Origin of the sequence: Pseudomonas sp. Lz4W, assembly GCF_000346225.2 — a bacterium.
Classification (GTDB): Bacteria; Pseudomonadota; Gammaproteobacteria; order Pseudomonadales; family Pseudomonadaceae; genus Aquipseudomonas; species Aquipseudomonas paraversuta.
On sequence record NZ_CP017432.1, the window covers coordinates 4,238,270 to 4,261,072 of the forward strand.

18 protein-coding genes and 1 other RNA gene are annotated in these 22,803 nt (G+C 58.0%); 17 read left to right on the plus strand and 2 right to left on the minus strand.

Features of this window, described 5'->3' with window-relative positions; genetic code table 11:
- Window positions 1-6 precede the first annotated feature (6 nt).
- Window positions 7-1,410, minus strand: a complete 1,404-nt coding sequence (locus B195_RS19455; RefSeq protein WP_003439573.1) for a sodium-dependent transporter — start codon at window positions 1,408-1,410, stop codon at window positions 7-9.
- A 140-nt stretch (window positions 1,411-1,550) separates the two neighbouring features.
- Between B195_RS19455 and smpB the strand changes: the two genes are divergently transcribed.
- Window positions 1,551-2,033: an SsrA-binding protein SmpB gene (gene smpB / locus B195_RS19460; RefSeq protein WP_003439570.1), complete on the plus strand. Its 483-nt coding sequence runs from the start codon at window positions 1,551-1,553 to the stop codon at window positions 2,031-2,033.
- Window positions 2,034-2,093: 60 nt separating this feature from the next.
- Here smpB and B195_RS19465 read toward each other — a convergent pair whose 3' ends face one another.
- Window positions 2,094-2,861 carry a GntR family transcriptional regulator gene (locus tag B195_RS19465; protein WP_003439567.1) on the minus strand — a complete coding sequence of 256 codons (768 nt, stop codon included), beginning with the start codon at window positions 2,859-2,861 and terminating at the stop codon, window positions 2,094-2,096.
- Between the two features lie 252 nt (window positions 2,862-3,113).
- Here B195_RS19465 and B195_RS19470 point away from each other — a divergent pair, with 252 nt between their 5' ends.
- From B195_RS19470 to B195_RS19545, 16 genes are all read left to right on the plus strand, one after another.
- Window positions 3,114-4,808 (plus strand): lactate permease LctP family transporter, encoded by a 1,695-nt coding sequence (locus B195_RS19470; protein WP_003439564.1) that lies wholly within the window; start codon window positions 3,114-3,116, stop codon window positions 4,806-4,808.
- A 139-nt stretch (window positions 4,809-4,947) separates the two neighbouring features.
- Window positions 4,948-5,772 (plus strand): (Fe-S)-binding protein, encoded by an 825-nt coding sequence (locus B195_RS19475; RefSeq protein ID WP_003439562.1) that lies wholly within the window; start codon window positions 4,948-4,950, stop codon window positions 5,770-5,772.
- Window positions 5,769-7,229, plus strand: a complete 1,461-nt coding sequence (locus B195_RS19480; RefSeq protein WP_003439560.1) for a LutB/LldF family L-lactate oxidation iron-sulfur protein — start codon at window positions 5,769-5,771, stop codon at window positions 7,227-7,229. Before B195_RS19475 ends, B195_RS19480 begins: the two co-directional genes overlap by 4 nt.
- Window positions 7,226-7,897: a lactate utilization protein gene (locus B195_RS19485; protein ID WP_003439559.1), complete on the plus strand. Its 672-nt coding sequence runs from the start codon at window positions 7,226-7,228 to the stop codon at window positions 7,895-7,897. The genes B195_RS19480 and B195_RS19485 overlap by 4 nt, the downstream gene beginning before the upstream one ends.
- Window positions 7,894-10,698, plus strand: coding sequence for an FAD-binding and (Fe-S)-binding domain-containing protein (locus tag B195_RS19490; protein ID WP_003439558.1), 2,805 nt, complete (start codon window positions 7,894-7,896; stop codon window positions 10,696-10,698). Before B195_RS19485 ends, B195_RS19490 begins: the two co-directional genes overlap by 4 nt.
- 230 nt (window positions 10,699-10,928) lie before the next feature.
- Window positions 10,929-11,228: a hypothetical protein gene (locus B195_RS19495; protein WP_003439557.1), complete on the plus strand. Its 300-nt coding sequence runs from the start codon at window positions 10,929-10,931 to the stop codon at window positions 11,226-11,228.
- A gap of 76 nt (window positions 11,229-11,304) precedes the next feature.
- Window positions 11,305-11,696, plus strand: a transfer-messenger RNA (tmRNA) gene (gene ssrA / locus B195_RS19500).
- A 166-nt stretch (window positions 11,697-11,862) separates the two neighbouring features.
- Complete coding sequence (locus tag B195_RS19505; protein ID WP_003439556.1) at window positions 11,863-13,101, plus strand: tyrosine-type recombinase/integrase; 1,239 nt, start codon at window positions 11,863-11,865, stop codon at window positions 13,099-13,101.
- Window positions 13,102-13,158: 57 nt separating this feature from the next.
- Window positions 13,159-13,887, plus strand: coding sequence for a hypothetical protein (locus B195_RS19510; protein ID WP_003439549.1), 729 nt, complete (start codon window positions 13,159-13,161; stop codon window positions 13,885-13,887).
- A gap of 89 nt (window positions 13,888-13,976) precedes the next feature.
- The gene (locus tag B195_RS19515) at window positions 13,977-14,192 is read left to right on the plus strand and encodes an AlpA family transcriptional regulator (RefSeq protein ID WP_003439546.1); all 216 of its coding nucleotides are present in this window, start codon (window positions 13,977-13,979) and stop codon (window positions 14,190-14,192) included.
- A 1-nt stretch (window position 14,193) separates the two neighbouring features.
- On the plus strand, window positions 14,194-15,090 hold the full coding sequence (gene trfA / locus B195_RS19520; protein ID WP_003439544.1) for a plasmid replication initiator TrfA: 897 nt from the start codon (window positions 14,194-14,196) through the stop codon (window positions 15,088-15,090).
- 250 nt (window positions 15,091-15,340) lie between these two features.
- Window positions 15,341-16,210, plus strand: a complete 870-nt coding sequence (locus B195_RS19525; protein WP_003439542.1) for a YafY family protein — start codon at window positions 15,341-15,343, stop codon at window positions 16,208-16,210.
- A 2-nt stretch (window positions 16,211-16,212) separates the two neighbouring features.
- Window positions 16,213-16,821 (plus strand): DUF1819 family protein, encoded by a 609-nt coding sequence (locus B195_RS19530; RefSeq protein ID WP_222933619.1) that lies wholly within the window; start codon window positions 16,213-16,215, stop codon window positions 16,819-16,821.
- A 24-nt stretch (window positions 16,822-16,845) separates the two neighbouring features.
- Window positions 16,846-17,421: a DUF1788 domain-containing protein gene (locus tag B195_RS19535; RefSeq protein ID WP_003439535.1), complete on the plus strand. Its 576-nt coding sequence runs from the start codon at window positions 16,846-16,848 to the stop codon at window positions 17,419-17,421.
- Window positions 17,422-17,433: 12 nt separating this feature from the next.
- Window positions 17,434-21,111 (plus strand): BREX system P-loop protein BrxC, encoded by a 3,678-nt coding sequence (gene brxC / locus B195_RS19540; protein ID WP_003439533.1) that lies wholly within the window; start codon window positions 17,434-17,436, stop codon window positions 21,109-21,111.
- 108 nt (window positions 21,112-21,219) lie between these two features.
- A complete protein-coding gene (locus B195_RS19545; RefSeq protein ID WP_003439531.1) occupies window positions 21,220-22,698 on the plus strand; it encodes a Fic family protein in 1,479 nt (492 codons plus the stop codon).
- Window positions 22,699-22,803: the final 105 nt, after the last annotated feature.

The following is a 22,803-nucleotide window of genomic DNA, read 5'->3' on the forward strand; positions in this document are numbered from 1 at the left end:
TCAGCGTTACTTCCACAGCTGGGCGGCAAACACAATCAGAATGCCGAGTGGCGCCACATAGCGCATCAAGAAAAGAGTCAGGGTGAACATCGCCGGGCTGCGCATCGACAACTCGTCGCGTACCGCGCCACGCCCCATGATCCAGCCTGCAAAGACCACAAAGCACAGCCCGCCTAAAGGCAGCATGATACGCGAGGTGAAGAAATCAACGACACCAAAGAAGTCCAGACCGCTGGCAGCCCCCCATTGGTACAGGTGAAAACCTGATTCTTCGCTCACGAAAAACTTGGCCTGCTTCCAGATATTGAACGAAAACACCGTACCCAGACCGACGAACCAGCAGGTAAAGGCCAGCCAGAACGTGACCCAAAGGCGCCTGACCCGGGTCCGCTCAACGAGGTAAGCCACCATCGGCTCCAGCAGCGAGATAGCCGAACTCCAGGCTGCCACGGCCACCAGAACAAAGAACACCACCCCCATCAACTGACCGAACGCTACGTTGCCAAAGGCAAACGGCAAGGTCACAAACATCAGCCCTGGGCCTTCGCTCGGGTTCAAACCCGAAGCGAATACAATTGGAAACAATGCCAGTCCGGCCAGCAATGAGACAAAGGTATCGATCAGCGCCACACCGACAACCGTCCCGGAAATCGATGCGTTTTTCGGCATATATGCACCGTAGATCATGATAGAACCCACGCCAACACTGAGCGAAAAGAACGCATGCCCCATTGCCGCCAGCAAGCCGTCGAGCACCCGGTCGGGGTTGAAGTCGAACATGAAATGCACGCCCTCCATGAAGTGCCCCGTGGTCATGCTGTAACCCAGCAGCACCAGCAACAGTACAAACAGAATAGGCATCATGATCCGCAAACTGCGCTCAAGACCCGCTACCACGCCCCTGGCGATCACAAACGCTGACAGAAGCATGAACGCTGTATGCCAGAACGTAAGGCGCCATGGGTCGGCTATCACGCCACCGAAGTAAGCACCCACCTGATCAGCTGTCGCGCCCTGAAAGTCGCCCTTGCCCATATTGATGATGTAATCCAGCGACCAGCCGCCGACCACACTATAAAAAGACAGGATCAGCAGTGCCGTGATCATCCCGGCAAAAGCACCCCAGGACCAACGCCCGGAATGCCCGGCCTCCACCGCCAATACCTTCAAGGCATTTGCCGGACTCAGTCGCGCCCGCCGACCGATCAGGGTTTCAGCCAGCATCACCGGCACACCAATCAGCGCGATACAGGCCAGAAACACCAATACAAAAGCACCGCCACCGTAGACGCCCACCATGTAAGGGAATTTCCAGATACTGCCCAGACCCACGGCAGAACCGGTCGCGGCGAAAATAAAGACCCAACGGCTTGCCCAACTGCCGTGGACAGAAACCTTGTCTGTCGACATCGTTACTACGCCCAACCACTAAAAAAAGAGGGCGCATTGTCCGGGAATCACCCTACGCGCTCAAGCACGCAGTCCTGCACGCACAAACTCGCAGGTTGGCCGTAGCCGACACGCTAGCAACTGCCTATAATGCCGGCCCTATGGCTAAACAGAAGAAACACCCCACAGGGACCATCGCGCAGAATAAAAAAGCGCGACACGATTACTTCATCGAACATCGGTTCGAGGCTGGTCTGGTCCTGGCCGGCTGGGAAGTAAAAAGTCTGCGTGCAGGCAAGGCACAGCTGGTCGACAGCTATGTGCTACTCAAGGACGGTGAAGCCTGGCTGCTTGGCAGCCATATTGCCCCCCTGACGACAGCCAGCACCCACGTTATTGCCGACCCGACGCGCAGCCGCAAACTGCTGCTTAACCAGCGCGAGCTGGAAAAGCTGTTTGCCGCGGTGCAGCAGAAGGGTTACGCCTGCGTCTGCCTCTCGCTTTACTGGAGCAAGCACTTGATCAAGTGCGAAATTGCCCTGGGTAAAGGCAAGAAGGAATACGACAAGCGTCATACCGAGCGTGAGCGCGACTCCGATCGCGAGCTGCAGCGTGCAGTGCGCAACAAGGGCAAGGAAGACTAAACCTCCCTGCCCCTATCATCTGCAGGAGCGAGCTTGCCTCGCTCCTGCAGGTTTGGCCCCTTACAACCCGTTACGCCGCTCAGCCCGCGCCATGCGCTGAACTTCCTGACGCACTTCTTCCAGAACTTCCTGTACGTACACCAGGTGCCGGCTCGCCACTTCCCGGGCATCCTCTGCACGCCCCTCGATAATCGCCAGATACAACTCGCGATGCTGACTGATCAGCATGTCGCGCGTTTCACTGCGCTGCTTGTACATACCCCCGATGTTGGTCACCACGTTGCGCTTGAGCAGGTCGAACAAGCCCCGAATGGTGTGCAGCAATACTGCGTTATGACTGGCTTCGGCGATAGCCAGATGGAAGTTGGCATCCGCCTCGCCCTCCTCGGCGCGGCTCACCTCATCGACCCGTGCATAACAATCCTGCAACTGCTCAAAGGCCAGGCGCAGACGCTCGCGATCCATCTCGGTGGCGCGCGATGCCGCGTAAAAGGCACATGAGGCCTCAAGGGTATGGCGAAACTCCAGTAAATCTCGCTGCGCTTCGGGATTGCTCTCCAGCAATTGCAACAACGGATCACTAAAGGTCGAACCCAGTGCAGTCGCCACATAATTGCCGCCGCCCTGGCGACTGACCAGCAAACCTTTGGCCGACAGCTTTTGAATGGCCTCGCGCAACGACGGGCGCGACACACCAAACTGCTCCGCCAGCGCACGCTCAGCCGGCAAGCGCTCGCCTGACTTCAACGTTCCCTCAAGGATCATGCCCTCAAGCTGCTCGACAATATCGTCCGACAAACGGCGCTGACGAATTTGATCAAACCCCATAACTGCTCTCCACCCTCCCGACCGAGCGCCGGGGGCCGCTATTCTCGCCGATTGGCGCAATCCGCACACTCATCAGAAGCGCCGCTCCGGCCCCCATCAGATGCACTGAACACGAACATCCCGACAAAAGATTTAAGAGCGGCAAATTGACACATACCGCATAAGGCTTTTACCCTAGCCGGTAGCGGTTGTAAATTGGTAATACCAATTATCCAAGCACGCTCGACCAATAACAATTAGGGGCCACCCCATATGCAAACCTGGCAACAGCTCTATAGCCCGCTCGGCAGCCTCGGCCTGTCCGCTCTCGCGGCTGTCATTCCGATCGTGTTTTTCTTCCTGGCTCTGGCCGTGTTCCGTCTCAAAGGACACGTCGCCGGGAGCATTACCCTTGCCCTGTCCATTGTGGTGGCCATCTTTGCCTTCCAGATGCCTGTCGACATGGCCTTCGCAGCTGCCGGCTATGGATTTGCCTATGGCCTCTGGCCAATTGCCTGGATCATCGTTGCCGCGGTGTTCCTCTACAAACTGACGGTTAAAAGTGGTCAGTTCGAAATCATCCGCAGTTCGGTACTGTCGATCACCGATGACCAGCGCCTGCAAGTGCTGCTGATTGGCTTCTGCTTCGGTGCCTTCCTCGAAGGTGCAGCCGGTTTCGGCGCGCCGGTAGCCATTACTGCCGCACTGCTCGTAGGCCTGGGCTTCAACCCGCTGTACGCGGCGGGCCTGTGCCTGATTGCCAACACCGCCCCCGTAGCGTTCGGCGCACTGGGCATTCCGATCATCGTGGCGGGCCAGGTGACGGGCATCGACTCGTTCAAGATCGGCGCCATGGCTGGCCGTCAGTTGCCATTGCTGTCGCTGTTCGTACCCTTCTGGCTGGTATTCATGATGGACGGCCTGCGCGGCGTGCGTGAAACCTGGCCGGCAGCCCTGGTGGCCGGCTTGAGCTTCGCCGTCACCCAGTACTTCACCTCGAACTTCATTGGCCCTGAGCTGCCGGACATTACCTCGGCCCTCGCCAGCCTGGTCAGTCTGACCTTGTTCCTGAAAGTCTGGCAGCCAAAACGGACTGCAGGCGCACAGATCGCAGGCGTCTCCTCTGATGTAATCGTGACCGCCAGCGCAGGAGGTTTCGGCAAACCGAGCAACCTCATGGCTTCGCCTTACAGCCTGATGCAGATTCTCAAAGCCTGGTCGCCGTTCCTGATCCTCACCGTTCTGGTCACCATCTGGACCCTCAAACCGTTCAAGGCCCTGTTCTCCCCGGGCGGCGAGATGTATGGCTGGGTGTTCAACTTCGCCATTCCGCACCTTGATCAACTAGTGATCAAAACCGCACCCATCGTAAACACACCGACCGCCATTGCTGCCGTGTTCAAACTGGACCCGATTTCAGCAACCGGCACAGCGATTTTCTTCTCTGCATTGATCTCGATGCTGATCCTGAAAATTGACATAAAGACTGGTCTTACCACTTTCAAAGAGACCCTCTACGAACTGCGCTGGCCGATCCTGTCCATCGGCATGGTGCTGGCCTTTGCCTTCGTCACCAACTACTCGGGCATGTCTTCCACCATGGCTCTGGTGCTGGCGGGGACTGGCGCGGCGTTCCCGTTCTTCTCGCCGTTCCTCGGCTGGCTGGGCGTATTCCTGACCGGTTCCGACACCTCCTCGAACGCGCTGTTCAGCTCGCTGCAAGCCACCACCGCGCACCAGATCGGCGTCAGCGACGTGTTGATGGTTGCGGCCAATACCAGCGGCGGCGTGACCGGCAAAATGATTTCCCCGCAATCAATCGCCGTAGCCTGTGCGGCCACCGGCCTGGTGGGCAAAGAGTCCGACCTGTTCCGCTTCACCCTCAAGCACAGCCTGTTCTTCGCCACCATCGTTGGCCTGATCACACTGGCGCAGGCCTACTGGTTCACCGGCATGCTGGTGCACTAATAAGGCTATGGTTACTGCACGATAAAAGGCGCCGGCCTGCATGCCGGCGTCATTCATTCCAAACCCGGTCTGCCTGGCGGCTGAAGACGGTTTCAGCTGCTGACGCGGACACATAACCGGGACCACCCGGAGACGCCTGATGAGCGAGCTTTTTTACAACGCCGTGCCGAATGCGACCCGCGTCGCCCCGCCCCTCCCGACACCTCGCCAATACCCCTCGCACAAGCCACGCAAGGTCTATCTGTTTGGCACCTGCGTAGTGGACCTGTTCTTCCCCGAAGCCGGAATGGACGCCATTCACCTGATCGAACGCGAAGGTATCGCAGTCGACTACCCCCAGGGCCAAAGCTGCTGCGGACAACCGGCCTATACCTCCGGCTACACCGATCAGGCCCGCGAAGTCGCACGATCGCAGTTGGCATTGTTCGCCGAAGACTATCCCGTGGTCGTGCCGTCCGGCTCTTGCGCCGGGATGCTGCGCGAGCACTACGAAGACCTGTTCAAGGACGAACCCGAAACCCTGCTCAAGGTCCACGCCCTGGCCGAACGCACCTTCGAACTCACCGAATTCCTGCTGTTTGTGTGCAAGGTGCAATTCAAGGACAGCGGTGCTCCGGTCAAAGTAGCGCTGCACACCTCATGCTCCGCACGGCGCGAAATGAACACCCACCTGCATGGCCGCGAAATGCTCGCGCAACTGAGTAATGTCGAACGTATCGACCACAGCCACGAAAGTGAATGCTGCGGTTTTGGTGGGACATTCAGCGTACGCATGCCGGATATTTCCGGGGCCATGGTCGCCGACAAGACCCGCTCCTTGATTGAAACCGGCGCCCATCAGGTACTGACTGCCGACTGCGGCTGCCTGATGAATATCAATGGCTCGCTGGAAAAGCAGAAACAGGCCCTGCGCGGCCAGCATCTTGCCAGCTTCTTGTGGCAACGCACCGGAGGCCAGCAATGAGCGCCAGCACACTGATCCCCACCGTCGCGATTGAAGAAGACTTTCGCGAGCGCGCCCACGAAGCCTTGGCCGACACGCAACTGCGAAACAACTTTCGCAGTGCCATGGACTCTTTGATGACCAAACGTGCGGCGTCCTTCAGCGACGCCCATGAACGCGAACACTTGCGAGCCCTGGGCAATGCAGTGCGCGCACGCGCCTTGTCCAAACTGCCCGACCTGCTGCAACAACTGGAAGCCAACCTGACTCGCAACGGCGTGCAGGTGCATTGGGCCGAAACCGTCGACCAGGCCAATGAAATCGTGATGTCCATTGCTCGCCGGCGCTCAGCCAGGCAAGTGATCAAAGGCAAGTCCATGGTCAGCGAAGAGATGGAGATGAACCACGTGCTCGGCGCCCAGGGCATTGAATGCCTTGAGTCCGACATGGGCGAGTACATCGTTCAACTCGACAACGAGAAGCCGTCCCACATCATCATGCCGGCGATCCACAAGAATGCCGGGCAAGTGGCTGACTTGTTCCACGAAAAACTCGGTGTGGACTACACCAAAGACGTCGACCAGTTGATCCAGATCGGCCGACGCGTGCTGCGCCAGAAATTCTTTGAAGCTGACATCGGCGTGTCCGGCGTCAACTTCGCAGTCGCCGAAACCGGCACCCTGTTGCTGGTGGAAAACGAAGGCAATGGCCGCATGTCCACCACAGTGCCACCGGTGCATATCGCCGTCACCGGTATCGAAAAAGTCGTCGAAAACCTGCGCGATGTGGTGCCACTGCTGTCACTGCTGACCCGCTCGGCCCTCGGCCAGCCGATCACCACCTACGTCAATATGATCTCCGGCCCGCGCAAACCCGGCGAACTGGATGGCCCCGAAGAAGTGCATCTGGTACTGCTCGACAATGGCCGCAGCCAGGCATTTGCCGACAGCGAGTTACGCCAGACTCTTAACTGCATCCGCTGTGGTGCCTGCATGAACCACTGCCCGGTATACACGCGCATCGGCGGCCATGCCTACGGCGAGGTTTACCCGGGGCCGATTGGTGCAATCATCACGCCGCACATGGTGGGCCTGGCCAAAGTTCCGGATCACCCCAGCGCGTCGTCGCTGTGCGGTGCCTGCGGCGAAGTATGCCCGGTAAAAATTCCGATCCCGGCCCTGCTGCGCCGCCTGCGCGAAGAGAACGTCAAAGCGCCGGATGCTTCGCCCCGAATCATGCGCGGCCAGGGCAGCAAGTACTCGCGCAAAGAGCGCCTGGTCTGGAACATGTGGGCCAGACTCAATAGCTCTCCCACCCTCTACCGCGTGTTCCTCAAGGCTGCCACCCGCCTGCGCGGGCTCACGCCGAGCAATGTCGGGCCGTGGACGCAAAACCACAGTGCCCCCAAACCCGCAGCCCGCTCCCTGCACGATATGGCACGCGAGCATCTGGCGAAAAAATCGGGAGACCCGCGATGAGCGCTAGACAAAACATCCTCAACAAACTGCGTAACAGTCTGACAGGGACCACACCGGTGCCTGACAACTTCGACGAAGTGCTGGTGACACAACCCTGGACTTATACCCCGGAACAACGCATCCCTCAGCTGCGCAAACTGATGGAAGCGGTGCACACCGAAATCCACCTCAGCACCGAACAGAACTGGCCCGCACTGTTGGCGCAATTGGTCACCGACCGTCAACTGCCGAGCCTGCTGATTGCCCCGACCACGGCCCACGGGCAAAAAGTGACGGCGCACTGGGAGCAAAATCCCGGGTTGGCGCCGCTCAAGGCCTACAACCGCCCGGTGGAAGAATGGAAAGCCGAACTGTTCAATGACACCCCGGCCAGCCTGACCACGACCCTGGGCGCAATTGCCGCCACCGGCAGTCTGATCATGTGGCCAACCCCTGAAGAACCGCGCCTGATGAGCCTGGTACCGCCGGTGCATTTCGCCCTGCTCAAGGCCAGCGAAATCCGCGACAACTTCTATCAGGTGCAGCAAGAGATGAACTGGGCCGCCGGGATGCCAACCAACGCATTACTGGTATCCGGCCCGTCGAAAACCGCCGATATCGAGCAAGTGCTGGCCTACGGCGCCCACGGCCCGAAAGACCTGGTGGTGTTGATCCTGGAGGATGCATGAGCCTGCCCGCTGCCTTTGTGCGTGATGTCGAACAACTGATCGCGCAGGACCGCCGTTTCAGCGACCCGCTGTCCACCCTGGCCTTTGGCACTGACGCCAGCTTCTATCGGCTGATCCCCAAGCTGGTGATCCGCGTCGAGTCCGAAGACGAAGTGGTCGAACTGCTGCGCCTCGCCCGTCGCGATCAGGTGCCGGTGACTTTTCGCGCCGCCGGCACCAGCCTGTCGGGGCAGGCCATCAGCGACTCGGTGCTGATCGTGCTTGGGGATAACTGGAACGCCAAGGAAATACGCGGCCAGGGCACACAAATCCGCCTGCAACCCGGGGTTATCGGCGCCCAGGCCAACGCCTGGCTGGCACCGTTCGGGCGCAAGATCGGCCCCGACCCGGCCTCGATCAACGCCTGCAAAATCGGCGGCATCGTCGCCAACAATGCCAGCGGCATGTGTTGCGGCACCGCGCAAAACACCTACCACACCCTGGCTGGCCTGCGCGTGGTGCTGGCCGACGGTACCCGGGTCGATACCGAAGACGCGAACAACGTCGCCGCCTTCCGCCAAAGCCATGCTCCATTGCTCGAACAGCTGGCTACTTTGGCCCGCAAGACCCGCGCCAATCCCGAACTGGCTGCCAAAATTCGCCATAAATACCGTCTGAAAAATACCACAGGCCTGTCGCTCAACGCCCTGGTGGATTTCGATGACCCGCTGGATATCCTCAGCCACTTGCTGGTGGGCAGCGAAGGCACACTGGGCTTCATCAGCTCGGTGACCTACGACACGGTAATCGACCATCCGAACAAAGCCTCGGCGCTGATCGTGTTCCCCGACGTTGAAACCTGTTGCAACGCAGTCACCGTACTGAAAAGCCAACCTGTGTCCGCCGTGGAGCTACTGGATCGTCGCAGCCTGCGCTCGGTACAGGACAAGCCCGGCATGCCGGCTTTCGTACAACAGCTGTCGGCCAATGCCTGCGCCCTGTTGATCGAGTCCCGTGCCGCAACCTCGACCTTACTGCACGAACAACTGGCGCAAATCATGGCGTCGATGGCGGCGTTCCCGGTCGAGAAACAAGTCGACTTCACCGAGGACCCGGTGGAAAACGCAAAACTGTGGGCGATCCGCAAAGACACCTTCCCTGCAGTCGGCGCCGTGCGCAAAACCGGGACCACGGTCATCATCGAAGACGTGACCTTCCCGGTCGAACAACTGGCCATCGGCGTCAATCGCCTGATCGAGCTGTTCGACAAACACCACTACGACGAAGCGATCCTGTTTGGCCATGCCCTGGAGGGCAACCTGCACTTCGTCTTCACCCAGGGTTTCAACAACCCCGAAGAAGTGGCGCGTTACCAGGCATTTATGGATGACGTGGCGCAACTGGTGGCCGTGGAATTTGGTGGCTCGCTCAAAGCCGAGCACGGCACCGGGCGCAACATGGCGCCTTTCGTAGAACTGGAATGGGGCAGCGATGCCTACCAGTTGATGTGGCAGCTCAAGCGTTTGCTGGACCCCCAGGGCATTCTCAACCCGGACGTGGTCCTCAGCGAAGACCCGCACATCCATCTAAAGCATCTGAAACCGATGCCCGCCGCTGACGAGATTGTGGATAAGTGCATCGAGTGCGGCTTCTGCGAGCCGGTATGCCCATCAAAAGGCCTGACCCTCAGCCCGCGCCAGCGGATTGTGATCTGGCGCGACATTCAGGCCAAAAAGCGCGCAGGTATCGACACCCTAGAACTGGAAAAAGCCTACGCCTACCAGGGCATCGACACCTGCGCCGCTACCGGTTTATGCGCACAGCGTTGCCCGGTGGGTATCAACACCGGCGAGCTGGTGAAAAAACTCCGGGCACGCAGCGCACACAGCGTGAAAACCGCCGACTGGCTGGGAAATCACTTTACAACCACGCTGCAAGGCGCCCGCTTCATGCTGCACGCCGCCAATGGCGCACGCATGCTGCTGGGTGCGCCGCGGCTGGGCAAAATCTCGGCCGCGCTGACCAGGGCAAGCAAAGGCCGGGTACCCTTGTGGACCAACGCCATGCCGCAACCCGAACGGCCGATTCGTTTCAGCCCGCCGGTCAATGATGCACGGCCGCGAGTGGTGTATCTGGCCGCGTGCGTTTCACGAGTGATGGGGCCGGCGGCAGGCGACAGCGAGCAAATGTCGCTTCTGGATAAAACCCGCGGCCTGCTGGAAAAAGCCGGTTACCAGGTAGTGTTCCCCGACAACATGGACAGCCTGTGTTGCGGCCAGCCGTTTGCCTCCAAAGGCTATGCCGAACAGGCCGAACACAAACGCCAGGAACTCATCGGCGCCCTGCTGCATGCCAGCCGTGGCGGGCTTGATCCGATCTACTGCGACACCAGCCCTTGTACCTTGCGCCTGGTGCAGGACCTGAACCAGTCGCGCCTGGACCTGTATGACCCGGTGCGTTTTATCCGCACCCACCTTGTGCACAAGTTGAACTTCACCCCGCAGACCGCGCCGATTGCCGTGCATGTCACTTGCAGCACCCAGCACCTTGGCGAAAGCCAGGCGCTGATCGACATTGCACGGCTGTGCAGCACCCAGGTAGTGATTCCCGAAGGGATTCATTGCTGCGGATTTGCCGGCGACAAAGGCTTCACCACACCGGAGTTGAACGCCCACTCGCTGCGCACCCTGAAAGACGCCGTGCAGCATTGCAGTGAAGGGATATCCACCAGTCGCACCTGCGAAATCGGCCTGAGCCAACATGGCGGAATCGATTACCACGGGCTGGTGTATCTGGTGGACCGGGTGACCACCACCCTCTAGGAGCGAGCTTTTTACGTCGACGGCATGCAGGCTGGCTCGCCCCGGACGCCCTGCCGAACACTCAAAAAAACGCCCCACTTTTGGGCATAAAAAAACTCATTCCATGGCGGCCAAATACAGGCAGAACTCCTGAGCACAGCTATAGTCAATTGGCTTAAGGCCCCAATGTTTGGGGCATATAACCGAGTCCGGAGACACCGGGCCTACCCTGTACACAAGGAGTTTTCCCCATGAAGCGTACCGCTCTTGCTGGTCTGTTTATTTCCGCTGTGATGTTGGCCTCTCCGGTGTTTGCGGCTGAAACCGTTCCTGCAAAGGATGATTTGTGCGCCATCAACCTGCAAAGCATTGAAAACGCCATGGCTACTTCTGGCCAGACAAGTGAAAACACCGCCGACGACATCAAGGCTGGTTACGAAAAGGCCAAGAAAGAACAGGCCAGCGGCGATGACAAAGCCTGCATTTCAACCACCACTCAATTGCTCCAGCGTATCCAGGATAACAACAAAGGTGGTGATGACGGCAAGTAAGCCCTTGATGGGGTTGGCCTTCTGCGCCGCAAAGGCGTACACTCCGCTAGCTTGCTGGTAATACACAGCAAGCATCGGGGCCGTTTAGGATTCGACGCCGGTTGCGAAACTCTAGGTGCATGCCGAGTTGGTAACAGAACTCGTAAATCCACTGTTGCAACTACTTATAGTTGCCAATGACGAAACCTACGAGGGTCAAGCTCTCGCAGCGTAAGCTGCCTTAGCCATCCTCCTGGTACCTTCGGGTCCAGCAATCACTAGGGGATGCCTGTAAACCTGAAGTGATTGTCATATAGAACAGGATCGCCGTGCAGTACGTTGTGGACGAATCGGCTAAAACTTACACAACTCGCCCAAAGCACCCTGCCCTTCGGGTCGCTGAGGGTTAACTTAATAGATACGGCTAAGCATGTAGTACCGACAGCGGAGTACTGGCGGACGGGGGTTCAAATCCCCCCGGCTCCACCAAATGCAAGTTTCCACATGTTCCAACATGACCGGAAACACCCCTGAAAAGCCCGCCCCGTGCGGGCTTTCTTGTATCTGCACATCCCCACATGCGCCCCCATACAATTGCCCGCCGTGTATCCCGCCGTGTATCCTTTGATAAAAAGTGAACCGAGGGGATACACAAGTGAAGCGCAGTCAGATCAAGCGCCGCCCACTGGCCGACACCGTACTTTCCAGCCTGGAGCCAGAGCCTAAGGAATATCGAGAGCTAGACGGTGACGGCCTGTACTTCCGGGTCAAACCAGACGGATCAAAATCCTGGCAGCTGCGCTACAAAAAGGCGGATGGCAAGTGGTCATGGCTAGGTCTCGGCGGTTATGGCGCTGGTGACCACCAACTGACCGGCGAACAGGCGCGCCGCAAAGTTCGCCAACTGCGCGACCACACCGCAAAAGGCGGTAGCGTTCTCGCAACCAAGCAAGCCCAGAAGGCAGCCGAGCTAGAGGCAGCCAACAACACCTTCGAGCGCCTGGCGCGCGAGTGGTACAGCGCCAAATGCAAGACCTGGACAGAAGGGACTGCTGTCCGAACCATCGGAGCACTGGAAAAGCACGTTTTCCCCGTGTTCGGTAAACGGCCGTTCACCAGCATTCTGCCGATGGAATGGATGAACTTCCTGCGAGCCATGGAAGAGACAGGCATCGTCGAGCAAACAAGTCGCGTTCGCGGCATGTGCAGAGAAGTCTACGATCTCGCCAGGGTTACCGGACGCGCCACTCACAACCCGCTCGAAGGCCTGCATAAGTTCCTTCTGACCAAGCCTGTCGAAAATTTCGCCCATGTATCCCTTGATGAGCTTCCCGCACTGCTGAGGGCCATCCGCTCCTACCCTCACGCAACAGACGTGCGCCTTGGCTTGCAGCTACTCACGATGCTTGCCTGCCGCCCATCGGAGCTACGCGAAGCACGCTGGCAGGAGTTCGATCTCGATGCCGGGTTATGGCTGATTCCTGCTGAACGCATGAAGCGGCGCCGCGAACACCTCATACCTTTGCCCAGCCAAGCTATTGCACTGCTTCGAGAACTACACAACATCACAGGCAACTACCAGCTTCTTTTCCCCGGCCGCAGCGACATGACCAAGCCACGTAGCAACACCGTTTTTTTGATGGCCTTGCGTCGCCTGGGTTACGAAGGCCGGCAGACAGGCCATGGCTTCCGCCATCTGGCCAGTACCATTCTCAACGAGAATGGCTTCGACTCACAGCACGTTGAGGCTCAGCTCTCGCATGTAAAAGAAGGCGTCCGGGGCGTCTATGACAAAAGCACTTACCTGGAGCAACGCAAAATCATGATGCAGTGGTATGCCGACCATCTTGACAGACTGGCTGCTGGCAACGTGGTGCAAATCAAGCGCGCGTAGATACAAATGCCGGCCTACTCATCGAAGCACACCGACCCAGAGAGTGAGCGATACTGCATGCCAGTGATGAAATTCTATGCACCTTATGAAGCAGCCTTTCTTCCGCTTGAAGTTACGGCCTACATGCTGCACCCCGCAGACGAAAAACTGAGAAACGCATATCTCAGACGAAAAATGGCCGAATACACGCTTTTCTGTGCGAGCGGGGATGGGCTTGAATCAGTTCCCGTCGAGGTGCTCAAGGATCTGCTCGAAAGCCCTGCCACTGCAGGAGCGGATGCTATGGAAAGTCTCGCCATACGGGGGGCAGTTGCCGGCGAGATACTTCTGAATTTGATCAAGCTGAATGCCAGTGGCGAAGACGCCAGCGTCAACAAGGCAATCCACTTAGGAGCCCAGTATTTCCAGGAGGCCCGAAACTCGTTAGGAGGCAAGATATCCCCCGGAGAGAGATCTATTCGGCGAGCATGGTCAGCCTTCATGCCCGTAGCCCATTTCTGGGCGGCCCTCCAAATCCATGTCCAGTCGACCGCAAATCTTGCCACGCCCATCAGTTCGGATTCGTATCTGCAGCAACTGAGCCTGGGAAACGAACTCGGCAAACTTGCACCAAAGCTGACTAGCAAGAATGCAAGAGAGCCGATCTGCACCCCAAATGCGCTCTGGACACTGCCCTGCTCCGTTGAGCTGCCAAGCTGCACATTCAGGTGCCACGGTCTAGACGAACAAGAACGGGACTGGCTGCGCAACTACAGAGCCCCATCCATCAGCAAATTCGACAGCTAGAAACAACTACTGCCATGCGCCCCGACAGCAGTGTGCGGGCACATCGAGATGCATAACTTAGCGAGCGTCATCACCCAGGAGACGCCCGTATGCATCTGGACACACAGAAAACCCTAATCCGCCAAACCAGCCTGATTGAGCATCTGGACCTATCTAGGTCGGGTCTGGACAAGCTGCGCAAAAAAGACGCCACCTTCCCTAAGCCCATCAAAGACGGCCCCCACAGGCAGGCGACGAACTTCTACGTTGTCGCCGAGGTTGAAGCCTGGATACGAGCTCAGATTGAGAAGCGGGACAACGGTTGAAATGGGCCCGCTGACCAAGGTCAGGGAACTGGAGGCCAGGGCAAGCGCTACGACATCCGCCCTCCGCCCCGCTGATGCTCCAGCACCTCGCCTACAGAACTGGCGAGAACTCTATCGCGCACTGCCCAACGCAGTCTTGCGCTCGGCTTTGTTTGCAGTGATAGGCAAGGGCCAACGAGCCAGACTGGATGGAACTACGATCACCTCGCAGGCTGGTATTGCACTGACCTACAGCGGAGAACAGCTCGACCAGAGCGACCTAGACCTCTGGGCTACGCTGCTACACCTGCTGCGCAATCATCCCCTGGATCAGGAGTTCCACACGAGCATATACGCTCTGTTAAAAGGCCTGGGCATCACGGACACGGGCCCTAGCAGAACCAGCCTGAAACACAGACTGCTGCGCCTCAGCAGCTGCGAGCTGTCGATTCGTACAGCCTCGTTTGTATATGAGGGCAACCTGATTAAGGCGGATTACCTCGAAGGTAATAAACCGCTTGTCCTGGGCCTCAACCCCAGCATCATCGGGCTGTTCGCCAGCGATCAGTTCACGCTAGTTCACTGGGGCGTCAGATGCATGCTGAGCGGGAGCCCCCTGGCGCAGTGGCTGCACGGATATTATTCGACACATGCAGCCCCCTACCCGGTCCGCATCGACACATTGCACAAACTTTCGGGCAGCAAAACTGTTAGCCCGAGCAAATTTCTCCAGTTACTACGTAGAGCTCTGGACAGGCTGGCCCTAGCCAGCGCCGAACATGGCCAAAAATTTACGTATCAGATCGATGGTGAGTTGGTCAGCGTCAATAAGCGCCCAAGCCCCTCTCAGGAGCGCCACATCTCAAAACGCCAAAACCGTACCGTTACAGCGGGTAAACCTTACCGTCATAGCGGGTAATGATACCGTTATGACGGGTTTTCGAAGCCGTTTCTACAGGTAGCACATACCGTTGTCGCAGGTATTTTTAACAATACCTAGAACCAGCATCTACAAAGCTTAAGGCCAAAAAACCGATACCCGCTAATCGCTTTTAAATCGTTATTTAATCTGTGCACCAGCCAATCCATGCAAAAAACTTTACAGTAACTATTTACACCTGCGCTGCTGCCATCCAGAATCCGGCTACGCAAATGCTCAGGCCGGACCCATGCCCCCTCTCAAGCACCAGACGCTTCTTCGCTATCGCGCTATTGAGCTGATTGCTCTCTGGGAAGGCCGCCTGATTACAGCTCAACTGATGGAACGGTTCGGTATCACTCGGCAGCAAGCCTCGGCCGACATCAACCGCTATAACAACGAACTCAACCCGCAAGCCCTGCTGCATAGTCCCTCCATCAAGGGCTACATCCCAGCCAATGGATTCAAGCCCGTGCTTTGTTCGGGGCATATCAACGAGTACCTTGAGCTGCTGACAAGTAATGGTTCTCAGCCGATAAATCTGGTACTGGAATCCCAACCAGGGGTAGCGGCAGTCCAACTGCCTGAGCGAGCCGTCAGGCCCGATGTTGTACGTGAATTGGTAAAGGCCTGTCGCAACAGAGCCAGTCTCAAAGTCGCCTACAGCTCAATGCGCAATCCCGAGCAACATGAACGGGTCATTTCACCGCACACCCTTATCTACTCAGGTTTTCGTTGGCACACTCGCGCCTTTTGCCACAAATCCCAGAGCTACCGGGACTTTCTAATCTCGCGCATTAGCGGCACGCCTCAGCCTAGTGATGAACATGCTCCGCCCAGCGAGCCTGACAACGCCTGGAATGAGCAGACCACCCTGCACATCATCCCCAACCGGCACCTAAGCGAAGCACAGCAAGCCATGGTCGCTCGCGACTACTCCATGACAGATGGGCAACTCCCCATCACCGTCAGAAAAGCTCTTACCCACTACATGCTGCAGCGTTACCAGGCCGCAATCACTGACGAGCAGTGTTCTCGGGTCGCAGAACATCCAGTACAGCTGTCCCCCGAAGATCGTGAGCTGCTTTTGCCTTACCTGTTCGGAGGGGAAGTCGCTTGATCATGCAGACTTTCAGCTATGACTCCGATCTTATCGGCGGCTCACTGCAAGTACGGGAATGCCGAGTCATCGCAGATCTACTGCTGCAACAGGCTTCCCCAGAGCAGTGGGCAGAAGAAATCCAGCAACACAATCGCCTGCAGAAGCGCTCACCAGCCTCGGCCAGACGAGTTGCTCAAGCGCTGCGTAAACGCCTGGAGCGCCTGGATCAACCTTTCTGGCGAGCCCTACGTGATGGTGACGACGAACTCGCCACCCAAGTCGCCTTCTGCGCGGCGCTTGAGCGCAACCTGCTGCTGGTGGAATTCATCGAAACCGTCCTGCGTGATGCCTACCTGACCAAGGCAGAACATCTCGAGCCCTGGCATTGGCATGACTTCCTAGAGGAGCGCAGCCATCGCGACCCTGCCATCGAGACCTGGACGGAATCCAGCCGTAAGAAAATGGGCCAAGTCGTCTATCGCATGCTGGCCGAGGCCAAGCTGCTCAAAAGTACGCGCAGCATGCAGTTGCAGACCTTGCTGGTCCGCCCTGAGGTTCGCACCCTGCTGGACGACAGTTACCGCCATCGCATCAAAGCCTGCCTGGAAGTGTCCAGCAGCACCCTCTGACAGGCAGTACCAAGGAATGAACGCATGAACCAGCAGCTACAGGATCGGCTGAACCAGATCCCAGAAAAAATCCTCACCGAGGAGTTTCTCAAAAGCCAAGGGCTGGGCAACGAAATCGGCTTCTGGATCTTCGACTACGCCCCCGAGGATGAGCTGCAGGTGCGCCAATACCTCGACTTCCTCAAAAGTTTTCTAGATAAAAAACACAGTCAGATGAAGGTTGTGAACATCAATCTGCTGCACGCCATGAAGGACTATCTGGATCAGCGCAACTTCACTGATAAGGCCATCCAGATGCAGACCACCAAGGGCGACTTGGCACTGCTCAAAGCGCTTGCCGGCCCGCTGCACATGGACAAGTTCGCGCCCTACCTGATGGAGCATTACCGCGCCACGGAACACGATGTTGTGCTCATTACAGGCGTGGGCTCTGTATGGCCTGTGCTTCGCGCCCATAACCTGCTCAACAAACTGCATGCCCTGCTCGGCCACAAGCCGCTAGTACTGTTTTACCCGGGGCACTACTCTGGCCAGTCGCTGGCCCTGTTCAACCGTATTACCAGCAACAACTATTACCGCGCATTCAAGCTGGTGCCCTGATCAATAAGGATGATGGCCGTGAGCATTAAAGAAATCTTCTTCAAGGAACTCGACCGCCCGATTAACGGTGTGGTCAAGGCGGATCAGGCTGATGACGCCACCGTGCACCAGGAGCTCGACGAATACGTCGTCACCAATGAGCTGGAAAAACACTTCCGTAGCTTCTTCGAGTCCTACAGTACCGACCTCAGTGATCCCTCCATCGCCAACCGAGTGGGCGTATGGATCAGCGGCTTCTTTGGCTCAGGTAAGTCGCACTTCCTGAAAACGCTGTCTTACCTGCTGGCCAACATCGAAGCCCATGATGCCCGAGGCAACAGCAAGCGCGCCGTTGCCTTCTTCGACCAGAACAAAGTGCGCGACGCCATGATCCGCGCCGACATCGACAAGGCGGTAGCCAACAGCGCCGATGTCATTCTGTTCAACATCGACAGCAAAGCTAGCTCCAACGACGCAGGTAACCCGATCCTCAACGTCTTCCTGCGCGTGTTCAACGAACACCAGGGTTTCAGCGGCGACCATCCGCACATCGCCCATATGGAACGCCACCTCACTCAGCGCGGTGTGTATGAGCAGTTCAAGCAAGCCTTCAACACAGCCACAGGCCTGGAGTGGGTCGATGAGCGTGACGGCTATCAGTTCTACCAGGACGACATCGAAAAGGCGCTTGCCAGTGCGCTAGGTCTCTCTGCCGAAGCCGCTCACAAGTGGTTCGAAGCCTCAGAGCAAACCTTCAGCGTGTCGGTGGAGAACTTCTGCAACTGGGTGAAGGAATACCTCGACACCCAGCCCGCCAAGCACCGCGTACTGTTCCTGGTCGACGAAGTGGGTCAGTTCATCGGCAGCGATACCCGACTGATGCTTACCCTGCAGACCATCACCGAAAATCTCGGCACCATCTGTAAAGGCCGCGCCTGGATCATCGTCACCTCCCAGGCTGATATGGATGCTGTGCTCGGCGAGTTGTCCTCCACCAAAGCCAATGACTTCTCCAAGATCGCCGGGCGTTTCAAAACCCGCCTCTCGCTTTCCAGCTCCAACACCGACGAAGTCATCCAGAAACGCCTTCTACGCAAGACAGAAGCTGCCGAGGCGGAACTGCGCGCGCTCTGGGAGCAGAAGGGCGACATCCTGCGCAACCAGATTACCTTCGATCGCTCGGGCCCAACGCTGAAGAATTACGACGGCCCGGACAGCTTCGTCGCCAACTACCCGTTCGCGCCTTACCACTTCCAACTGGTGCAAAAAGTCTTCGAGGAAATTCGCAAGGTCGGTGCCACCGGTGCTCACCTGGCCTATGGCGAACGCTCCATGCTCGATGCCTTCCAAATGGCCGCCCTGTCACTCAAGGACAAACCCTTGGGCGCATTGGTGCCCATGTACAGTTTTTACCGTGCGGTGGAAGGCTTCCTCGACACCGCCGTCAAGCGCACCATCGACCAGGCCAGTGAAAGTGAAGTGCTCGATGACTTCGACGTACAGATCCTGCGCACCCTGTTCATGATTCGCTATGTCGACTTGATCAAAGGCACGCTCGATAACCTGGTCACTCTGTCCATCGAAGAGGTCGACACCGACAAGCTTGCCCTGCGTCGCCGTCTTGAAGGCACCCTGCAGCGCCTGGAAAAGGAAAACCTGGTCATCCGCAATGGAGACGAGTTCGTCTTCCTCACCAACGAAGAGCGCGACATCACCCGTAAGATCAAGGCCACTGAAATCGCCTCCTCGGACGAGAACAAGGCGCTTGCCGAGCTCATCTACAAGGACCTACTCAAGGACAAGAACAAGTTCCGCTACAACCTGACCAAAACCGACTACAGCATCGGTCGTTTCCTCGATGGTCACAGCCTTGAAGGCCGCTACGAGCAGGATCTGCGCGTCGAGGTTATCTCCCCGCTAGACCCTGACTACGCCCTTTATGGCGAAGCCAGTTGCCTCAACAAGAGCAACGAAGCGCCAGCAGGCCTCGCACTGTTCAAACTCCCCGACAGCAGTGAGCTGTTCGGCGAGCTGCGCATTTGGCTCAAAACCAACAAATTTATTCGCCTCAACAACGATGACAACCAGCCCGATCTCAGCCGCATCCTGTCCGACCGTGGCCGTGAAAACCAAGAACGTAAAAAACGCCTGCGTCTGATGCTCGAAGCGCTGCTGGAGCGTGCTGAAATTTACGCCCTCGGCCAGCACCTCAAACTCAGCGGCAACAACATCCAGACCCGTTTCGACGAAGCCTGCCAATACCTGCTGGAGAACACTTACAACAAGCTTGGCTACCTGCGCGTCTTGCAACAGGAGCCCGAGCGCGAGCTGCATGCCGTACTGCACAGTGATGATATTGCCCAGCTTGGCCTCACCCTGGATGGGGAAGACGGCAACGCCCAGGCCATCAAGGAAGTCGAGCAATTCATAACCCTGCGCGCCTCCGGTAATGACCGCCTGCTGGTTGCCGACATCATCGAGCGCTTCAACAAGCGCCCCTTCGGCTGGCCCGATGGCGAAATCCTCCTGCTGATCGGCCGCCTCGCCGCCGCTGGGCGTATCTCCTTCCACGTTGCAGGCCCAAGCCTCGCGCTGCCGGATGCTTTCGAGTACCTGACCAACAGCCGCAAGCGGCGAGAAATCTCGGTGCAGAAGAAGCGCCAGACCGATGAGGTATTGCTCAAGAAAGTCCGCAATCTCAGTCAGGATCTATTCAACGCCATAGGCCCGGCCGGTGAGAAAGAGCTCTATGCCTTCTACCGCAGCCGCCTGGAAACCTGGCTCTCCGAACTCAAGAGCTACAAGAGCAAGGTTGATGTCGGTCGCTTCCCAGGCAAAAGCACAATCGAGAAGTCTCTACTGACCCTGCAGCGTCTGCTGGGCAACAGCGATAGCGTCGATTTCTTCAAGGAGGTGGTCGACAACTCGAACGATTACCTCGACCTCGAAGAGGACTACCGTGACCTCAACGAGTTCTTCACCAACCAGTTGCACAGCTGGCAGCAGCTGCAACAGGCATTGCGCCGCTTTGATAAAAACCGCAATGCCCTGGAGAAAAACGACAGCGCCCGCAAGGCTCTGGCCGAACTGCAGGCCATCGAAAGCCACGCCAGTCCCTACAACCAGCTACACAAGGTCTCTGGCCTGGTGGAAACCGTTGAGGCTGTCAACGTCAGCATTCTCACGGAACAGCGCGAGCAGGCGCTGGTAGCGATTGACCAGAAGATCGCCCTGCTGCAGGCCGAAATCGCCAAGAGCGGCATCGAAAGCCCTGAGCTAAGCAATCGCCTGCTGCGTCCGCTCCAGCTGCTTAAAGCCGAAGCCGAGACTGAAACCAGCCTGGCCCACATCTACCAACTGGAAAGCCAAACCGCCGAAGAACGCCTGCAAGACGGCATCTTCGAGCTGGAGCGCGCCATTCAATCCGAGGTGGATCGCCAGCAAAAGCTGCAGCAGCAAGCTGACAAAGCAGCACAGCAAGCTGCCCAGGGCAGCAACCAGATTAAGGAAGAGCGCACACCACCTCTCGTTCCGGTCAAGCCGGTCGCCCCACCCAAGCCAGTAGTCGAAATCGCGGCTACCAGTGTTTTCAACAAGCTGGGTAATGGCGTTTACCTAGAAAGTCAGAGCGATGTGGAGCGCTTCGTCGAGGCGCTAAAGGCTGAGCTTGTAGCAGCCATCCAGCAGGAGAAACGTATCAGGATTCGTTAAACCGGCAACTGCACAAAAAAAATGCTAATAATGCCAATCTGCGCAATAAAAACAGGATTCGCACAAATTTTCCTTAGCGCAACACGGTATTCAAGAAGGAACTGAGCCATGCAACCGGTCGGGTACAACCGCCTGCTTCAGGAGTCGACAGTCAAGACGCTGCCACCGGCGCGCCTGGCGGAAGTCCGTGCGGTCACCCGCAAGGAAGTCATCGGCCAAACCTTGGCAGTACCCGCCAGCATGGCACCGGCCGCCGACGATCTGCTCGGCCATATCCTCTTCGCCCTCAAGCACGAGGGCGTTGAGCTGGCCATCCTGGCCCAGTGCCTGCCGCTGATTACTGAACCAGAGCTACGCGCCGCTATCGAGGCCAGCCCCACCAGCCAGTACCTGCGTAAAGCGGCGTACTTGTGGGAGCACTTCACCGGTCAGTGCATCCAGCATCAGGCAGGCAACCTGCGCACCGCCTACGTGCCGCTGTTTGACCCTGCTCAGTACATCACAGTTGCAGGGGCGAAGAACAACCGTTGGCGCGTGCTGTTCAACGGCATCGGCAACCTCGACTACTGCATCACCCTACGCCGTACCGATGCGCTGCAGACGCTGCTGGATCGCAACCTGCTGCAACAGGCCACCGCGTTCAGTGAATCGCTACCGCGTGACATCCTCAACCGCGCCCTGGCGTGGGCCTACCTGCACGAAACCCGCGACTCCTACGCCATTGAGAACGAAACCCCCAGCCAAGACAAAGCCGGCCGTTTCGTTGACTTGCTCAAGCAGGCCCACCAGCCTCGCCAGCTGGATGAAGACTATTTCGTCGAGCTGCAAAACGCCGTCATCAGTAACCCCTATGCCCAGGCGGCTGCATTTCGTCATCAGCAGAACTACCTCAGCAACGGCCTGCGCGGCGCACTCGGCGTTACCTATCTACCGCCACCGCCCGAACTCGGCCGTGAGCTGATGGAGCAGCTGATTCAGCTGGCCAACCAGCCGCCCCAAGACCTCGACCCGCTGCTGTTGGCCAGCATTGTCTCCTTTGGTTTTGTGTTTATTCACCCCTTTATGGATGGCAACGGCCGCCTGTCACGCTTTCTCTTCCATCAGGTGCTCTGCCAGCGCGGGGCACTGAAGCACGGCCTGCTGCTGCCGGTATCCGTAGCCCTGCGTCAGAACGAGGCCGACTACCTGGCTACCCTGCAGGCGTTCTCCGAACCCGCGCGGCGTTTCTGGGACGTGACCTTTATCGACGAGGGCCAGTTCGCCTTCGACTTCACCGGCCACGAAGCGCTTTACCGTTACTGGGATGGCACCGCCTGCGCCGAATTTATGCTGCGCGCCACCGAGCAGGCGCTCGAACGACACCTCAAGGAAGAAACCCAGTTTCTCAATCGCTACGACGCCATCTACCGCCGTATTGATCAGCAATTTGACATCCCCAGCAGCACCCTCGCGCGGCTGGTGATGTTCTGCCTCGACCAAAACGGCACGCTCTCGCAAAACCGCCGTAAGCAATACCTGCATCAGGTGCCGGAAGCCGTCTTCGACGCCCTGGAATCCGCCTGGCGTGAGGTCATCAACAATGGCTAACACCGCACAGCATCTGCGTGCCAATCAGGCAATTGGCCGCGACCGAATCAGGCAATCAGCCGCCAGCCGCCAGCCGGCCACTCGAACAGCGGCCCGCCCAAACAC

What these genes read in the sequence shown, in the direction of transcription:
- B195_RS19455 (WP_003439573.1), bottom strand. Translation starts at nt 1,410, where the DNA reads ATGTCGACAGACAAGGTTTCTGTCCACGGCAGTTGGGCAAGCCGTTGG.
- smpB (WP_003439570.1), top strand. Translation starts at nt 1,551, where the DNA reads ATGGCTAAACAGAAGAAACACCCCACAGGGACCATCGCGCAGAATAAA.
- B195_RS19465 (WP_003439567.1), bottom strand. Translation starts at nt 2,861, where the DNA reads ATGGGGTTTGATCAAATTCGTCAGCGCCGTTTGTCGGACGATATTGTC.
- B195_RS19470 (WP_003439564.1), top strand. Translation starts at nt 3,114, where the DNA reads ATGCAAACCTGGCAACAGCTCTATAGCCCGCTCGGCAGCCTCGGCCTG.
- B195_RS19475 (WP_003439562.1), top strand. Translation starts at nt 4,948, where the DNA reads ATGAGCGAGCTTTTTTACAACGCCGTGCCGAATGCGACCCGCGTCGCC.
- B195_RS19480 (WP_003439560.1), top strand. Translation starts at nt 5,769, where the DNA reads ATGAGCGCCAGCACACTGATCCCCACCGTCGCGATTGAAGAAGACTTT.
- B195_RS19485 (WP_003439559.1), top strand. Translation starts at nt 7,226, where the DNA reads ATGAGCGCTAGACAAAACATCCTCAACAAACTGCGTAACAGTCTGACA.
- B195_RS19490 (WP_003439558.1), top strand. Translation starts at nt 7,894, where the DNA reads ATGAGCCTGCCCGCTGCCTTTGTGCGTGATGTCGAACAACTGATCGCG.
- B195_RS19495 (WP_003439557.1), top strand. Translation starts at nt 10,929, where the DNA reads ATGAAGCGTACCGCTCTTGCTGGTCTGTTTATTTCCGCTGTGATGTTG.
- B195_RS19510 (WP_003439549.1), top strand. Translation starts at nt 13,159, where the DNA reads ATGCCAGTGATGAAATTCTATGCACCTTATGAAGCAGCCTTTCTTCCG.
- B195_RS19515 (WP_003439546.1), top strand. Translation starts at nt 13,977, where the DNA reads ATGCATCTGGACACACAGAAAACCCTAATCCGCCAAACCAGCCTGATT.
- trfA (WP_003439544.1), top strand. Translation starts at nt 14,194, where the DNA reads ATGGGCCCGCTGACCAAGGTCAGGGAACTGGAGGCCAGGGCAAGCGCT.
- B195_RS19525 (WP_003439542.1), top strand. Translation starts at nt 15,341, where the DNA reads ATGCCCCCTCTCAAGCACCAGACGCTTCTTCGCTATCGCGCTATTGAG.
- B195_RS19530 (WP_222933619.1), top strand. Translation starts at nt 16,213, where the DNA reads ATGCAGACTTTCAGCTATGACTCCGATCTTATCGGCGGCTCACTGCAA.
- B195_RS19535 (WP_003439535.1), top strand. Translation starts at nt 16,846, where the DNA reads ATGAACCAGCAGCTACAGGATCGGCTGAACCAGATCCCAGAAAAAATC.
- brxC (WP_003439533.1), top strand. Translation starts at nt 17,434, where the DNA reads ATGGCCGTGAGCATTAAAGAAATCTTCTTCAAGGAACTCGACCGCCCG.
- B195_RS19545 (WP_003439531.1), top strand. Translation starts at nt 21,220, where the DNA reads ATGCAACCGGTCGGGTACAACCGCCTGCTTCAGGAGTCGACAGTCAAG.